The organism is Azospirillum sp. A29 (assembly GCF_042604625.1).
Lineage (GTDB): Bacteria > Pseudomonadota > Alphaproteobacteria > Azospirillales > Azospirillaceae > Azospirillum > Azospirillum palustre.
The window spans coordinates 325,209-341,209 of record NZ_CP170470.1 but is presented as its reverse complement, the minus strand read 5'-3'; the positions used below and the strand labels follow the sequence as shown (position 1 = coordinate 341,209).

At 68.0% G+C, this 16,001-nt stretch carries 11 protein-coding genes, 2 pseudogenes and 1 riboswitch; of the genes and pseudogenes, 5 read left to right on the top strand and 8 right to left on the bottom strand.

All coding sequences use genetic code 11. The annotated features are described in order from the left end of the window. Nucleotides 1-22: 22 nt before the first annotated feature. The 3 genes from ABNQ38_RS37300 to ABNQ38_RS37290 form a co-directional block, all read right to left on the bottom strand. A complete protein-coding gene (locus ABNQ38_RS37300) occupies nt 23-1,378 on the bottom strand; it encodes a nucleotide sugar dehydrogenase (RefSeq protein WP_377811490.1) in 1,356 nt (451 codons plus the stop codon). A 407-nt stretch (nt 1,379-1,785) separates the two neighbouring features. Continuing rightward, nucleotides 1,786-3,249 carry a flippase gene (locus ABNQ38_RS37295; protein WP_377811489.1) on the bottom strand — a complete coding sequence of 488 codons (1,464 nt, stop codon included), beginning with the start codon at nt 3,247-3,249 and terminating at the stop codon, nt 1,786-1,788. Nucleotides 3,250-3,336: 87 nt separating this feature from the next. Then, a complete protein-coding gene (locus ABNQ38_RS37290; protein ID WP_377811488.1) occupies nt 3,337-5,541 on the bottom strand; it encodes a GumC family protein in 2,205 nt (734 codons plus the stop codon). Between the two features lie 681 nt (nt 5,542-6,222). On the opposite strand from ABNQ38_RS37290, the gene ABNQ38_RS37285 reads away from it, so the two are divergent. Beyond that, nucleotides 6,223-6,450 (top strand): hypothetical protein, encoded by a 228-nt coding sequence (locus ABNQ38_RS37285; protein ID WP_377811487.1) that lies wholly within the window; start codon nt 6,223-6,225, stop codon nt 6,448-6,450. 122 nt (nt 6,451-6,572) lie between these two features. Here the strand turns inward: ABNQ38_RS37285 and ABNQ38_RS37280 are convergent, their stop codons facing one another. Both ABNQ38_RS37280 and ABNQ38_RS37275 read right to left on the bottom strand, forming a co-directional pair. After that, a complete protein-coding gene (locus tag ABNQ38_RS37280; protein ID WP_109452816.1) occupies nt 6,573-7,142 on the bottom strand; it encodes an ActR/PrrA/RegA family redox response regulator transcription factor in 570 nt (189 codons plus the stop codon). 36 nt (nt 7,143-7,178) lie between these two features. Further along, nucleotides 7,179-8,573 carry an ActS/PrrB/RegB family redox-sensitive histidine kinase gene (locus ABNQ38_RS37275; protein WP_377811486.1) on the bottom strand — a complete coding sequence of 465 codons (1,395 nt, stop codon included), beginning with the start codon at nt 8,571-8,573 and terminating at the stop codon, nt 7,179-7,181. Nucleotides 8,574-8,636: 63 nt separating this feature from the next. On the opposite strand from ABNQ38_RS37275, the gene ABNQ38_RS37270 reads away from it, so the two are divergent. The 3 genes and pseudogenes from ABNQ38_RS37270 to tenA all read left to right on the top strand — a co-directional run bounded on the left by ABNQ38_RS37270 (nt 8,637) and on the right by tenA (nt 11,033). Next, the gene (locus ABNQ38_RS37270) at nt 8,637-9,473 is read left to right on the top strand and encodes an ABC transporter ATP-binding protein (protein ID WP_377811485.1); all 837 of its coding nucleotides are present in this window, start codon (nt 8,637-8,639) and stop codon (nt 9,471-9,473) included. Next, nucleotides 9,460-10,297 (top strand): annotated as a pseudogene (locus tag ABNQ38_RS37265) (ABC transporter permease). Before ABNQ38_RS37270 ends, ABNQ38_RS37265 begins: the two are co-directional and overlap by 14 nt. A 49-nt stretch (nt 10,298-10,346) precedes the next feature. Continuing rightward, entirely contained in the window at nt 10,347-11,033 is a 687-nt protein-coding gene (gene tenA, locus ABNQ38_RS37260) for a thiaminase II (RefSeq protein ID WP_377811484.1), read from the top strand. 5 nt (nt 11,034-11,038) lie between these two features. Here tenA and ABNQ38_RS37255 read toward each other — a convergent pair whose 3' ends face one another. Further along, entirely contained in the window at nt 11,039-12,256 is a 1,218-nt protein-coding gene (locus ABNQ38_RS37255; protein WP_377811949.1) for a citrate/2-methylcitrate synthase, read from the bottom strand. A 109-nt stretch (nt 12,257-12,365) separates the two neighbouring features. Here ABNQ38_RS37255 and ABNQ38_RS37250 point away from each other — a divergent pair. Further along, nucleotides 12,366-13,768 (top strand): annotated as a pseudogene (locus ABNQ38_RS37250) (CoA transferase). 65 nt (nt 13,769-13,833) lie between these two features. Here ABNQ38_RS37250 and ABNQ38_RS37245 read toward each other — a convergent pair. Together ABNQ38_RS37245 and guaD are read right to left on the bottom strand one after the other, a co-directional pair. Then, a complete protein-coding gene (locus tag ABNQ38_RS37245) occupies nt 13,834-14,412 on the bottom strand; it encodes a manganese efflux pump MntP family protein (RefSeq protein ID WP_377811483.1) in 579 nt (192 codons plus the stop codon). 83 nt (nt 14,413-14,495) lie between these two features. Next, nucleotides 14,496-14,619: riboswitch (yybP-ykoY riboswitch) on the bottom strand. 26 nt (nt 14,620-14,645) lie between these two features. Then, the gene (gene guaD / locus ABNQ38_RS37240; protein ID WP_377811482.1) at nt 14,646-15,992 is read right to left on the bottom strand and encodes a guanine deaminase; all 1,347 of its coding nucleotides are present in this window, start codon (nt 15,990-15,992) and stop codon (nt 14,646-14,648) included. Nucleotides 15,993-16,001 lie beyond the last annotated feature (9 nt).

Here is a 16,001-nt window from a genome sequence, read left to right as displayed (position 1 = left end):
CCCGCGGCAGGCCCGGATATCGTCAGGCCACATGCGCGTAGCGGGCGGCGCCATGGCTGCCGAGCGCCACGTAGGCGGTGCCGTCCGGCAGGTCGACGTCACGGCTGTTGAAGTTGTTCCAGAAGTCGTAGATCACGCCCGGACGGTCCATCCGCAGGGCCAGATCCGGCAGCGGCATGGAGGTGAAGACCGGGTGGTTGTTGAGGATCACCGCCAGATTGGCGCCGGACACCGCCTCGGCCATGTTGGCCGCCGGCTCCAGCCCGAAGCTGCGGATGTCGTCGGGGCGCACCACGGCGTCGAAGCCGCGCAGGCGGGCGGTCGGGAAGCGCTGGCGCAGCTCCTCCAGCACCGGCTTGGCCATCGTGCCGCGCAAATCGTCGGTCGCCGGACGGCCCTTGAAGGCGAGGCCCATCAGGCTGATGGTCGGCACCTCCGGGAAGCCCTGCATCGAGTTGGCGAGCTTGCCGAGGAAGTCGGCGACCTCGATGGGCTGGCTTTCGTTGACCAGACGGCCGGCGGCGGTGATCGCCATCTCGACGCCGACCTCGCGCGCCGCCTCGATCAGGATGTGGGGATCCTTCTCCAGGCAGGGGCCGCCGACCGGGCCGGGCAGCGGCAGGTTGGTGCGCGGATAGCCCAGCTTGCCGGCGCGCGCCACCTCGACCGCCGAGATCTCCATGGCGTTGCACAGCTTGGCGATCTCGTTGGAGAAGGCGAAGGTGACGTCGCGGTAGGTGTTGTCGACCAGCTTGATCAGCTCCGCCGTCTCCAGGGTGGAGACCTTGACGGTGGTCGGCGTCAGGAAGCCGAAGATCTGGGCCGCACGGGTGGCGACGTCCAGGCTTTCGGCGCCGATGATCTGCGGCAGCTGGTTCAGCTCCAGCAGCGCCTGCCCTTCCAGGGTGCGCTCCGGGCAGAAGGCGATGTCGAACTTCTTGCCGGTGGCGCGCAGGATCGGCGCCACCACGTTGCGGGTGGTGCCCAGCTTCACGGTGGAGCGCAGGATGACCAGGTCGCCGTCATGCAGGCTGCCGGCGACCTGACGGGTCGCCGCCTCGATCATGTCGGTGCGGACCCGGCCGTCCTTGCTGAGCGGCGTGCCGACCGTGATGATGAAGACGCTGGCCTTGCTGCAATCCTCCTGGCTGCGGCTGAAGGTCAGCCGGCCGCGTGCGATGACGTGGCGCAGCTTCTCCGTCAGGCCTGGCTCGTGGAAGTGCGGGTTGCCCTGGCCGAGCTTGTCGAGCACGTCCTGCCGCACCTCGACCCCGTGCACCTGGAAGCCGGCGTCCGCCATCGCGACCGCCAGCGTCAGGCCGACATAGCCGAGCCCGAGGACGCAGACGTTACGATCGGAAAAAGTCTTGGGAAGCATCGTCGCTCCTGCCGTTTGCTGAGGCCCCGCCACCGGCGGCGGGGGCCTTAGAGTTTGGAGACGCCCCGCGTGCCATGCCCTGTTGCCAAGCAGGCAGACGGAGAAACCTCGAAATTCGAAATTGTTTTCTTGTTGTGACTTCGCCGTGACGATGAAGTACCTCGTTACCGGCGTTGTGCAGCGCGAAGTGTTTCAGAAATCACCGTCCGATGAAAAGACCATGATTGCAGATCTCTGCCGTATTAATGGTACTAACCCCCGTCGCGGCCAAATGAATGCTTGGAGGCACCAACAGAGACGTTCGAAAGTGGTGCAATAGGCGCATTCCGTTCCTGCTGCCGGTATCCCTCGACCCGGCCTTGCAGAATTGAGGGTTGAACCATCCATCCAGCCACGACCCGCCCCTCTCAGGCCGTGGCGCTGGTCAGCCGCCGCAGCCGTTTCAGGTGGACCAGTCCGGTCAGCACGGCCATCGCCGCATAGACCGCGACCATCGCCACGCTGCCGGCGATGAAATGCACCAGCGCTGGCAACCGGTCGAACAGCGGGGCGGCGAAGCTGTCGAGCGCGAGCGCCGCGGCTATGGCCGTGCCGGCGCACAGCAGAGCCCGCGCGGCGATCCCGCCATACAGCTCCCCGACCGTCTGCCGGTGGATCCAGGCGATGGCGACGGTGGCGGCCAGCTCCGCGGTGAAGGTCGCCATCGCGGCGCCCTCGATGCCGTAGCGGGGGATCCACCAGATGTTCAGCAGGGCGTTCAGCGCGCCGCCCGACAGCATGGCGACCATGTAACCGGTCTGCCGGTGCCAGACGAGCAGCGGATTGCCCAGGATCATGTTGGCGTAGACCACCGCCGAGGCCAGCATCAGCAGGCGCAGAGCCAGCGTCGCCGGGGCGTAGGCATCGCCGAACAGCGTGCCGAGGATGGACGGCGCCAGGGCGAAGCCGCCGGCGATGACCAGCCCGCCGACCGCCAGCATGACGCCGGCATAGGCCCGCATCCGGTCCCGCATCGGCCCGAGTTCGCCATAGGCGGCGGCCAGCTGCGGCAGGAAGGCGTTCATCACAATGTTGCCGACCAGATTGGCCAGGGTCTGGATCTTCACCGCCGCGCTGTACCAGCCGACCTCGGTGTGCGGAGCCAGGAAACCCAGCATCACCACGTCGAGATGGGTGAAGATCGCCCAGGCGAAGACGCCGACCGCCATCGGCGTCGCCGCCGTGAGGATCTCGCGCCACACCTTCAGGTCGACCCTGGGGCGCAGATGGCCGAAGTCGCGGCGGAAGCGGCCGATCATCACCAGCGCGTTGACGGTGATGGAACCGCCGGTGATGGCGGCTGCGGTGATGGCGTCCTCAGGCCCACGCACCAGCAGGAAGACGAGAAGCATCGAGCCGATGGAGGTGCCGATCTCGCGCGTGGCGATCACCCCCATCCTTTCGGTCGCCTGATAAACAAAGTCGAGGACCAGGGCGTTCCCCAGCAACTGGACCGCCTGCACCAGAAGAACCGCCTTCACCTCCATTGGTTTATCCAGCGAGAGGACGAAGGCCGCATAGATCGCCCCCACCACCAGGGCGAGGACGGTGCGCAGGGTCAGCACATGTTCCGACAGCTCGGCCGCCCGCTCGCGGTGGTCGTCCTGCTCGCGATTTCTCGCGATTTCACGGATGGCGTAGGTGGACAGGCCCATGTTCACGAACAGCGCCGCATAGGCCATCAGCGAGGTGCCGAAGCCCAGCACGCCGAAACTGTCCGGTCCCAGAACCCGCGCGGTCCAGGCTGCGGTGACCAGCCCGCTCGCCATCGTCGCCGCTTTCGCGGCGGCAAGGGCGCGGATGTTCCGGAAGATGCGGTGTCCAGCGGACATTCATGGGCTCTTCGGTGGTTGATAGAATCGTGACGCACTGCGCAAAAGATCCTCGGCCGGCTTTTAACCGGCCGAGAGACCTTGTCGTCAGTTCGCGTAGTAGCGGCGGTAGCCGTGGTAACGCCCGCTGTCCGGGAACTCGTACTGGGCATGGCGCCGGGTATCGACCTGACTGAACAGGACACCGACCACCTCGCCGCCGGCCTCGATCACCTCCTTCAGCCCGGCCATCGCGGTGCCGCGCTTGGTCATGCCCCAGCGGACGATGAAGACGGTCTGGTCGGCCAGGGCCGCCAGCAGCTTGCCTTCCGACACCGCCAGCACCGGCGGCGAATCCAGCACGATGCGGTCGTAATTGACCGACAGGCGCGACAGCAATTGATGCATGCTGGACGAGCCGAGCGTGTCCTGCGGCAGCGTCCGGCCATGACCGGCGGAGATGACGTGCAGGCCGGTGCGCGGATCGACCTGGATCACCTCCTCCAGCGTCGCGGTTCCGGCCAAGACCTCCGACAGGCCGCGGTTGTTGGGCATGCCCAGCATCTCGTGCAGGCACTTCCGCCGCAGGTCGCAATCGACCAGGATCGTCCGCTGGCCGGCGTTGGCGCAGGTGCGGGCGAAGGCCGCGGCGACGGAGCTCTTGCCCTCGCCCGGAACCGAGGAGCTGAACAGGATCACCCGGTGCCGCCCGTCCGGATTGGCGAGCAGCAGCGAGGTGCGCAGGTTCTGCATCGATTCCGCGAAGGCGGAGATCGGCTTGTCCACCACATAGGCGGCCGGCGACCCGCCGAAGCGCGGGATGCGCGGCACGATGCCGAGGCTGCGGACGCCGGTCGCCGTCTCGAACTGGTGCGGGCTGCGGAATCCGCTCTCGGCCCGTTCGCGCAGCATGGCCAGCAGCACGCCCAGCGTGCCCGACGCCACCAGCGCCAGCAGCAGGATCAGCTTGCGGTTCGGCTGCGACGGGTCGAGCGGGATCGATGCCTCCGACACGATGCGGGCGTCGGGCTGGCGCATGTCGTTCTGCGTCGCGATCTGCTGCGAGCGGGTCAGCAGCGCCTCGTACATCGACTGGGCGGTGGTGGCGTCGCGCTCCAGCGTACGCAGGCCGACGGTCGCCTGCTGCTGCTCGTTCTGCTTGGCCTCGGCCTGGTCCAGGCTGGCCTTCAGCCCCTGCTCGCGGCCCTTCGCCAGCTCCACCTCGTTGCTGAGGTTGGAGACGATCTTGCCGACGTCGGCCTTGATCTGGCCTTGCAGGTCGCGCAGCTGGCTCTGCAGGGCCTGCAGCATCGGGTGCTTCGTGCCGTAGCGGTTGGTGGCGTCAGCGATCTGGCGCTGGAGATCGACCTCGCGCTCGCGCAGGGCCTGGATCAGCGGCGAGCCCATCACGTCGCCCACCGCCGAGGCGCCGCGCGGCGAATTCGCCATGGCGGTGACGTCGCGCAACTTGGTCTCCGCCTCCTGCCGCTTGGTGCGGGCCAGGATATAGTCGGCGTTCAGCTGGCTCAGCTGCTGGCCGACCACCGTGCTCTCGTTGTTGGACGAGGTGGTCAGGCCATGCTGGGTCCGGTACTTCTCCACCGCGTCGCCGGTGGTCTGCGCTTCCTTGCGCAGGTCGGTCAGCCGCTCCTCCAGCCACTGGGTGGCGCGCTTGGACGCCTTGAACTTCTCGTCGAGCTGATCGACCAGATAGAGGTCGGCCATGGTGTTGGCGATCAGGGACGACTTGCGCGGATCCTCGCTGTCGAAGCTGACGGCGATGACGTAGGAGCGGCCCTGCGGACGCACCGACGTGTTGTCAAGCACGGCGTTGACCACGGAGGTCAGGTGGTTGCGCTCGATCTCCTCCGGCGACAGCGGCACGCCGCTGGACGGCTTCCAGCTGTCGGGGATCCAGTTGCGCGGGTTCAGCGCCGACACCCATCCGGGGGGCGGCGGACGCAGCGAGGCATTGAACTCGGGATCGTTCATCAGCTTGAGTTTCGCCACCACCTTTTCGGCGAAGGCCGGCGACTTCAGGATCGCGACCTCGCTCTGCAGCGCGCTGATGTCGGGGGTCATGTCGGACACCACGCCCTCGAAGTTGAGGACGGTGTTCTTGCGGTGCTCCACCATGATGAGCGTTTCGGCGGTGTAGAGCGGCGTCATCCGGAAGGCGACCAGGGCCGCCAACCCGGTGCCGACCACGATCACCGTACCGATCAGCAGCTTGTGCCGCCGCAACAACCCCGTGGTCCGGCGCACCGCGCTGGCGGCGCTGGCCGACAGATCGTACGAAATGCCGGGCGACATGGACCCGGGGCCCCGCCGAGACTCAGGGTTGTTGCGTCGGGGTTGTTCCTGAAGTTCCTGGGTGGCCAAAGGGTCCTCCTCGCGTAACGACCAGAAAGCGCGGCCATAGGACCATCCGTTTGCCCGACCCTCCATTCCGGGCAGCGGATGCTGTCCGGTGGGAAGGCTCGGCGGTTCGTCCGATTGGCTGAAACGCAGTGTTAGTCCAGCCGTTGCATCGGCCATCCAGTGCATGCGGCGAGCAATGGGCGCGCAGTGGGTAGCCTTCCTGACCCTGTTGCAGTGCAGTATGAACCGTCGATGCAGGGCGGGGTATAAAGGGGGTTACCCGTAAGGACAGGTGGCATGACGTTCGAACGGACCAACGCGTTCGAAAAGATCCCCATGCCTTCCCCGACTTTGAAAATGCAGGAACCGGGTTGTGAGGCCCATTCAGCCAACGCCGGCCGGCAGATGAACGTTCCCCTGCCATCGCGCACGCGCCGCGCCGATGAACGTTGTCACAGCTCACCTTGCGGCCACTGACGGGTGTTTCTGATTGATCAGAGGCGGGAGCGAGGACGGCGCGGAAAGAGGCTACTACTAAAAGCCTATGGTAAAGATACGTATCACCAACTTTATGCTATAAAGATTATGAAAAAGGGTATAGGATTACTCATTCTTTGGACGGAGGATCAGGTCGTGCCGTACCGTCAGGAAACAGCCACAGTCAGGGTTATCCGGCAGATCCGCGACCATAGCCGCGAATGCCACAGCCTGCCCGCACGCGAAGTGCTGCTGCGGATCGAAAGGCGGATGATCGAGTTCCTTGAAGATGGTCCGGCCATGCCGGTGCCCGATCCCTGGGCCGATCAGGAGACCGCTTCCAAATGCGACTCCATCGCGGCCGGCATGCTGGCCCGCGCGTAAAGCGGGAACGGCGCCGGCAAACGGCAGTTGAAAGTGCATCCACACACGCGAACGGCCCGCCCTTTTCCGGGGACGGGCCGTTCGCGTGTCACCTTAAAACCACTTTGGAGAACCGCACCGGTTCAGGCGCGCGGGGCATGCTTGTTCAGGATACGCTGGAGCGTGCGGCGGTGCATCTTCAGGCGGCGCGCGGTTTCCGACACGTTGCGGTCGCACTGTTCGAAGACGCGCTGGATGTGTTCCCAGCGGACGCGGTCGGCCGACATCGGGTTTTCCGGCGGCTGGGGCAGCGGGCGGCCGTCGGCCAGCAGCGCCGATTCCACCGCGTCGGCATCGGCCGGCTTCGGCAGGTAGTCGACGGCGCCGGCCTTCACCGCGGCGACGGCGGTGGCGATGTTGCCGTAACCGGTCAGCATGACGACACGGGCGTCGGGACGGGCGTCGCGCAGGGCGGATACCACGTCCAGCCCGTTGCCGTCGCCCAGACGCAGGTCGACCACCGCGAAGGCGGGGGCCGATTCCTGCGCCACCTCGATGCCGAGCTGGACGCTGTCGACCGCGACGACGTTGAAGCCGCGCTTCTCCATGGCGCGGGCCAGCCGCGTGCGGAAGGGGGCATCGTCGTCGACGATCAGGAGGCTGCGGGTGACGTCGCCAGTGAATGTCAGTTTGACGGCATCGCCCGACAGCAGATCATCGGATGTTTTGAGGGTGTCCACCGTGAAACCTCATTTCTTGGCGTTGATGGTCTTCCAGCGCACGGAAATCCGCGCACCGGCTCCGCCCTGATTGGAGTGCCCGCCGGCGGCCTGTTCAGCGGGCGGCGTGCCGTCCGGCGGATTGTTGGTGTAGCGCACGGTCGCGCCGGTCTTCTCCAGCAGCGTCTGCGCGATGAAAATGCCGAGGCCCATATGCCCGCCGCCCGCCTGCCCCTTGGGGCCGGAGCGCTCGCCGCGCACCGACAGGTACGGCTCGCCGATGCGGCCCAGCAGGTGGGAGGGGAAGCCCGGGCCGTCGTCCATCACCGTGATGGTGACGGAGCAGCCGTCCCAGGCGGCGGCGACCGTCACCTTGTGGCGAGCGAACTGGTGGGCGTTCTGGATGAAGTTGCCGATGCCGTGGATGATCTCCGGGCTACGGCGCAGGAAAGGTTCCTCCGCCTCGCCGACCGGGTGGGGCTCCACGGCGAAATCGATGTGGCCGAGACGGTGCGGGGCAGCGGCGGCCTCGATCAGCGCGGTCAGCGGCAGCCGTTCGAACGGGTCGCCGCCATCGGCCTCCGGCTTGCGCGCCAGATCGGCCAGGATCTCGCGGCAGCGCATCACCTGGCTTTGCAGAAGCTCGACATCCTCGCCATAGGGGCTGTCCGGCGGCAGGTCGCGCGCCAGTTCCTTCGCCACCACGGCGATGGTGCCGAGCGGCGAGCCCAGCTCGTGCGCGGCGGCGGCGGCGAGCGCGCCGAGCGCACCCAGCCGCTGTTCGCGGGCAAGCGCCACCTGCGAGGCGGCGAGCGCATCTGCGAAGCGCCGCGCCTCCGCGGCGACGCGGAAGACGTAGCCGGCGATGAAGACCGACGACACCGTCAGCGACAGCCAGACGCCGAAGGCATAGAGCGGCGCCATCGAGCGCACCGGCTCCTCCCACGGCAACGGGAAGTGCCAGAGGGCGAGCGCCGTCAGGCAGATCAGGTTCAGCCCGGTCAGCAGCACCGTGCTGTAGCGCGACAGGATGGCCGCACCCACGGTCATCGGCGCCAGCAGCAGGATGGCGAAGGGGTTGCTCAACCCGCCGGTGAGATAGAGCAGCAGCGTCAGCTGCAGCATGTCGTAGCTGAGATACAGCGCCGCGTCGCGGTCGGCCAGCCGCAGCCGGCCGCCGCGCTGGGTCATCGCCACCACGTTCAGCAGGGCCGAAGCGCTGATGGCGGCCAGCACCGGCCCCAGCGGCAGCGGGAAGCCCAGCCCGAGATTGACGAAGGTCACCGCGGCCAGCTGCCCGAGCACCGCAACCCAGCGGATCAGGATCAGCGTGCGCAGCGTGATGCGGCCGTCGGGCTGCGCCCAGTGCGGCGGCGCCGGGGAGGCCGGGACCGGTCCGGTCAGCGCGCTGGCGAGCGTCACCATGATCCTTGTCTCCGGACGGCATGCCCCTGGCGGTTGCGGCGCTTGCCGCCATATTCTGTGCCCATGACCGAACGAACCATCCCACAGCAGCCGGCCACACCCGCCATTGCCCCGGCCATCGCCCCCGCCATCCGGGCGGAGGGGTTGACCAAGCGCTTCCCCACCCCGGACGGGCGGGACGTCACGGCGGTCGACGCCATCGGCTTCACCGTGCCGCGCGGCAGCGTCACCGGCCTTCTCGGCGGCAACGGCGCGGGCAAGACGACGACCATCTCGATGCTGCTGGGGCTGTTGCTGCCGACGGCCGGGACTGTGGAGATCCTGGGCGTCGACATGGCGCGCCATCGGCATGCCGTGCTTCCGCGCATGAACTTCTCCTCCCCCTACGTCGAACTGCCCCATCGGCTGACGGTGCGGGAGAACCTTACCGTCTATGCCCACCTCTACGGTTTGACATGCGTCAAAAAGCGCGTCCAAGAATTGGCCGAGCATCTTGACCTGTCGCGTTTTCTGAATCGGCCGTCGGGCGGACTGTCGGCGGGGCAGAAAACCCGCGTGGCGCTGGCCAAGGCTTTGCTGAACGACCCGGAGCTTCTGCTGCTGGACGAGCCGACGGCGTCGCTCGACCCGGACACCGCCGATTGGATCCGCACCTATCTCGAACGCTACCGGCTGCGCACCGGCGCCACCATCCTGCTGGCCTCCCACAACATGCTGGAGGTGGAACGGCTGTGCGACAGCGTGCTGATGATGCGGCAGGGGCGGATCGTCGACCGCGGCGCGCCGTCGGCGCTGCTCGCCCGCTACGGCCGCCAGACGCTGGAGGAGGTCTTCCTCGACATCGCCCGCGCCTCCGACGACCGCATCCTGACCGGGGAGACCGCCGATGCAGCCGAATGAACTGGCGACCCCGCGCGCGGATTTCTCGCTGCGCCGGGTCGGCGCCATGGTGCTGCGCTACTGGTACCTGCTGCGCGGGTCCTGGCCGCGCATCCTGGAGCTGGCCTATTGGCCAGCCATGCAGATGATCCTGTGGGGCTACATCAACCAGTTCATGGCCTCATCCAGCGGCGGCGGCAGCGGCTGGGTGGCGCAGGGTGCCGGCGTGCTGGTCCGCAGTTCTGCTGTGGGACGTGCTGTTCCGCGGCCAGCTCGGCGTCTCCATCTCCTTTCTGGAAGAGATGTGGTCGCGCAACCTCGGCCATCTGTTCGTCAGCCCGCTCCGCCCCGGCGAGTGGGTGACGGCGCTGATGACCATGAGCCTGCTGCGCACCCTGATCGGCGTGCTGCCGGCGGCGGGGCTGGCGATTCCCTTCTTCGGCTATTCGGTCTTCGCGCTCGGCCTGCCGCTCGCCGCCTTCTTCGCCAACCTGATCGTGCTGGGCTGGTCGCTGGGGTTGCTGATCGTGGCGCTGATCCTGCGCTACGGCATGGGGGCGGAGGGGCTGGCCTGGATCGTCGTCTTCATGCTGGCTCCGGTCAGCACGGTCTATTACCCGGTGTCGGTCCTGCCGGCCTGGCTCCAGCCGGTGGCGCTCGCCCTGCCGTCGGCCCATGTGTTCGAGGGCATGCGGGCGCTGGTGTTCGACGGCACGCTGCGCTGGGACCATCTGGCTTGGGCGGTCGGGCTGAACATGGTCTACATGGCCGGCGGCATCGCCGTGTTCCTCTATGCCTTCCACCAAGCGCGGGTGCGCGGTGCCTTGCTGCAAACCGGCGAATAGCGGGTAGAGTGGCGGCCCAACTTCGTCAGCGACACCGGAGACCGCCGCCATGCCCCCGTCCTCCTCCACCCCCGACCTGTTCGACCGGCTCGTCGCCGGGGCGCAGCCGGACTGGTCGGCCTATGTCGACCATGCCTTCGTGCGCGGGATGGGCGACGGGACGCTGCCGCAGGAATGCTTCCGCCATTATCTGGTGCAGGATTACCTGTTCCTGATCCATTTCGCCCGCGCCTATGCACTCGCCATCTACAAGGGCCGCGACCTGCGCGAGATGCGGGCCTCGCTGAACGTGCTGAAGGCGATCCTCGACATGGAGATGGACCTGCATGTCGGCCTGTGCGCCGGCTGGGGCCTGCCGGCCGCCGAGCTGGAACAGGCGGCGGAGTCCAAGGCGACGATGGCCTACACCCGCTATGTGCTTGAAACCGGCTTGCGCGGCGACCTGCTGGACCTGCATGTCGCGCTCAGCCCCTGCATCATCGGCTATGCCGAGATCGGCCGCCGGCTGGCGGCAGTGCCGGGTGCTATCGACGACGCCAACCCCTATCGCGTCTGGATCGCCGAATATGCCGGCGATGCCTATCAGGAGGTGGCGCGGGCGGCGCGGGAGAACCTCGACCGGCTGGCCGCCGACGGCATGACCGAAGCGCGCTTCCCCCGGCTGCTGACCATCTTCCGGCAGGCCAGCCGGCTGGAGGCGGATTTCTGGGAAATGGGGATGACTCTGGCGGGATAGTTGGCTCACGCCTCATCCGCCATGGCATCGCCACCGGACTCGTCAGGTTGCACCCCTGTGTAGATGGCGCGGGGGCGGATCAGATGGTCCGTAGCCCGCTGCTCCATCGCCTGGGCGATCCAACCGGCAGCGCGGCCGAGGGCGAACAGCGTGAAGGCCGTCCCCTCCGGCAATCCGAGATGCCGCCGCAGGACAACCAGGGCGATGTCGATTGTCGGCGCCTGTCCGGTCAGCCCTTGGGCGGCACTCAGCAGGTCCGCCGCCGCCGGGAAGTCCGGCAGAAGCCGGGACAGCAGCGCCTTGGCGCGGACATCGCCGCCCGGATAGAGCGGATGGCCGAAGCCCGGAATCTTCTCGCCCGCGGCCAGCTGCCGTTCGATCTGGGCAGCCACGGCCTCCCTTTCCGTCAGTCCTGCCCAGAAATGCTCGATCCTCGTGGTGGTCGCACCATGCCGGCTGCCGGACAAGGCGCAAAGTCCGCCGACGACCGCCGCCCGCAGACTTGATCCGGTCGAGGCGATGCAGCGCGCCGAGAAGCTGGAGGCGTTCAACTCATGGTCGGCACACAGAACCAACGCCATGCGGACGAGATCGGCCCCCGCCTCGTCCAGTTCCCATGCGCCCGCCAATTGCCGGTGCAGCGGTGCAGCGCTCGGCCGGGTGCGCAGGGCCGCCGCGAAGAGCAGGCGCAGCAGGCTGCCGCAACTCTCGAAGAACCGTCCATCGGTCGGCCGCCAGGACGCTGTCGCCTCGTCGGCCGATGCCGCCAGCAGCAGGGTGGGCAAGGCCTCGGCCGGTGAACTCCCCGCGCAATGCGGCAGCAGGGCGTCATAGCCCGGCAGGGCGACCGGCGGTTCCGGCGGGAAGGCAGTTTCCACCGCGCAGGCCCAGAACAGCGCCGCCGTCTCCTCCAGCGTCGCCGTGGAGGCCAGACGCACCACGTCCTGCCCGCGGTAATAGAGCCGCCCGCGCCGGATCAGCGTGATCGCCAATTCCAGGACCGGCACTCCCCAGTCCAGGGTGGATTTGGCGACCTCCTTTGGGCGCCGACCGCGTTTGCGCTCAGCCCCCAGCCGTTCGACCTCATAGGACAGATAGCGGCTTTGCCGCGGGTCCGCCGCGGGATGGGCTTGCAGCAGACCGCGGCTGACATAGGCGTAGAGGGTCTGGCGGGACACTCCCAGCCGTTTCGCCGCCTCTTCGGCGGACAGATAGACCGTCAGCGCGCCCTTCATCGTGCCCATCCGTCAAGTTGATCGGAACAATCAAGATTGACGATATGACCGGCCCGCGATGAAGTGAAGCCGGAGCGGCCCGGAACCCGCCCGTCCAATGGAGAAAATCATGGCGCTGATGAACGGGGACTCCGGTTCCCCGCAACGCACGGCCCTTGCCGTGTTGTGGCAGGCCGCCGGCGGCGGCGACCGACTGCTTGGCTCGGTCATGCTTCGTGGCGAAGGAAACCTTCCCTCCGTCTTCGCGGTCAGTGCGCTGGCCACTGCCGCAATGGCCGCGGCCGGTCTGGCCGTCGCCGAATTCAAGGAAGCCGCCTTCGGCCACAGCCCGTCCGTGACGGTCGACCATCGTCTGGCCTCCCTGTGGTTCGGAACCTCCGTGAAGCCGCTGGGCTGGAGCCTGCCGCCCGCCTGGGATCCGATCGCCGGCGACTACGAGGCCGGGAATGGCTCGATCCGCCTTCACACCAACGCTGCACACCATCGCGACGCAGCCCTTCGCTGTCTCGGCGCGCCGCCCGACCGCGAAACGGTGGCCGCCGCCGTCCGCCGCTGGGACGCCGACGGGCTGGAAAGCGCAATTGTCGACGAAGGCGGGTGCGCGGCGGCGATGCGCGATCTCGCATCCTGGCGAAGCCATCCGCAAGGACAGGCGGTCGCCCGGGAGCCGCTGCTGTGGTTCGAGGCGCAGGAGGCATCCGACACTGTCCGCTCCCCTGCCCTGCCGGAGCGGCCTTTGACCGGCGTGAAGGTGCTGGACCTGACCCGCGTCCTTGCCGGACCGACCGCCACGCGGTTCCTCGCCGGCTTCGGAGCCGAAGTGCTGCGCATCGACCCGCCCTGGTGGGACGAACCTGCCCTTCTTCCTGAAATGACGCTCGGCAAGCGCCGTACCCGCCTCGACCTGCGCGCCCCCGGCCAGCGGGCACACTTCACGGAGTTGCTGGCCCGGGCCGACCTGCTGGTGCACGGCTATCGTGCCGACGCCCTCGAACGGCTGGGGCTCGACCTCGAAACCCGGCAGCGCATCCGCCCCGGCTTGGTCGATGTGTCGCTGGATGCCTATGGCTGGACCGGCCCCTGGAGGAACCGGCGGGTATTGACAGTCTGGTGCAGATGAGCGGCGGGATCGCCGCCGAAGGGATGCGCCGCCATGGCGGCGACCGGCCCAGACCCTTGCCCGTCCAGGCGCTCGACCATGCCGCCGGCTATCTTCTGGCCACCGCGGCGGTGCGAGGCCTGACCCGGCGGCTCGCGGACGGGCGGGGATCATGCTGGCGCACCTCTCTGGCCCGGGTCGCGACACTGCTCACCGAACTGCAGTCCTTTGACGGCGGCCCGCCCATGCCGGCCATCGGCGCGGAAGACTTCACGAACGATCCGGAAGATACGGCTTGGGGACCGGCCCTGCGCCTGAAGCCGGCCGTGACAGTCGAAGGATCATCAATGCGCTGGGAGCGGCCGGCCGGACCGCTCGGCACGGACGAGGCACGCTGGTAAGCCGACCACGTTGCGGGAGCATCGGCTTTTATTCCGACGCCGCTCCCGCCGACCGGTACAGCGCTTTACCCCATCGTGTGCTCCAGCAGGATCTTCGCGCCCAGCCCGATCAGTACGACGCCGCCGGCCATTTCCGCCCAGCGTCCCAGATGGTTGCCGGCGGCCTTGCCGATCAGCACGCCGCCGAAGGCCACGGCGAAGGTCACCACGCCGATCAGCGCCGAGGTCGTCACCATGTCGACATCGACCAGCGCCAGCCCCGCCCCAACGGCGGCGGCGTCGATGCTGGTGGCGACGGCGGTGGTCAGCAGGGCCAGCCATTCGGCGCGCACGCTGCGCACCGGGCCGCAATCCTCCTCGCCCTCATCCTCGCCGTCCAGGATGGCGTTGCGCAGCATCGCGCCGCCAACCGCCAGCAGCAGGCCGAAGGCGATCCAGTGATCGACCAATTCCACAAGGCTGGCGAAGGCGATGCCGATGCCCCAGCCGACCAGCGGCATGGCGAACTGGCAGACGCCGAAGGCGGCACCCACCCGCACCGCTTCCGGCAGGCCGGCACGGCGCGAACAGGCCCCGCGGCCGAGGGCGGCGGCAAAGCTATCCATCGAAAGGCTGAAGGCGAGCGCGAGGGACGTGGCGATCATGGCTATTCCCGGGCCAGACAACACAGTGGAACCGGACGCACTCCGGCTGGCCGCGGAGATGTCCGATCCACTGGTCTCGCCGGGTCGACCCTCTGGTCGCCGTGCGCGCCATGGCGGTAACGGCCGGAGGCCGGAACCATCCAAGTCTGTTGACGCGAACCCCACCGGATCGCTGCCGGCGGGTGGCTACTCCCCAATGACGGCGGAAGTCCTACAGGGACTAGGGGCTTGGGTCAAGCGCCGGTTTGCCGCAGGTGCGAATTGCAGCCGCGCAGGTAGGTGGCGGCCACCGAGCGGTCGTCGCCCAAAGTCACCTGGATGAACAGCTCCTCCTCCAGATCGCCATCCACCGCCTTCATGCGATGTCGCATAGCCGGCGTCGCGGCGGGATCGAGCACGACGAGGTCGGCCCAACGGCCGGGCTCCAGGCTGCCGATCTCGCCGGCCATGCCCAGCGCCTCGGCATTGCCGCGGGTCATCCAGTGCAGTGCTGCGAGCGCCGGCAGGTTCTGGCGCCGCAGCTGCAACACCTTGTAGGCCTCCGCCGCAGTGCGCAGCATGGAATAGCTGGTGCCGCCGCCGACATCGGTGGCGATGGCGGTGCGCACCGGCCGCTCCGGCTTCGACAGGGCGTCGAGGTCGAACAGGCCGCTGCCGATGAACAGGTTGCTGGTCGGGCAGAAGACGGCGACCGAGCCGCTCTCCGACAAACGGGCCATCTCCGCTTCCGACAGATGGATGCAGTGGCCGAACAACGAAGTCGGCCCCAGCAGCCCGAAGCGGTCGTAGACGTCGGTGTAGTCGCGCGCGCCGGGGAACAGCCGGCCGACCTCGGCGATCTCGTCGGTGTTCTCCGACAGATGGGTCTGCAGGTGGACGCCGGGATGCTCGCGCAGCAGCGCGCCGGCCGCCTCCAGCTGCGCCTCGGTCGAGGTGATGGCGAAGCGCGGCGTCACGGCGTAGCGCTGGCGCCCGGTCCCATGCCAGCGGCCGATCAGGTCCTTGCCGTCGCGGTAGCTGCTCTCGGCCGTATCGGTCAGGGCGGCGGGCGCATGGCGGTCCATCATCACCTTGCCGGCGATCAGTCCGGCGCCGCGCGCCTCGGCCTCGGCGAACAGGGCATCGACCGACTGCGGATGGACGGAGCCGTAGACCACCGCCGTGGTCGTGCCGTTGCGCAGCAGTTCGTCCATGAAGAAGGATGCGTTGGCGGCGGCATGGGCCGGGTCGGCGAAGCGCTGCTCTTCGATGAAGGTGTATTTCTCCAGCCAGTCGAGCAGCTGGGCGCCGTAGGAGGCGATGACCTGGGTCTGCGGGAAATGGATGTGGGTGTCGATGAAGCCCGGCAGAACCAGCTTGCCGCTGTGGTCGTCGACCGCCACCCCGTCCGGAACCCGGCCGCGCAGGTCGGCCCAGTCGCCGGTCTCCAAAATCCGCCCGTCCGCCCCGACCAGCAGCAGCCCGTCCTCACGATAGGTCAGGCAATCGAGATCGCCCGGCCCGGCGGGCGCGCGATGGAAGCTGAGCAGGCGCCCGCGGATGGCGGCGGAAACGGGGGCAGCGATAGACTGGTCGGGCATGGAGGTCCG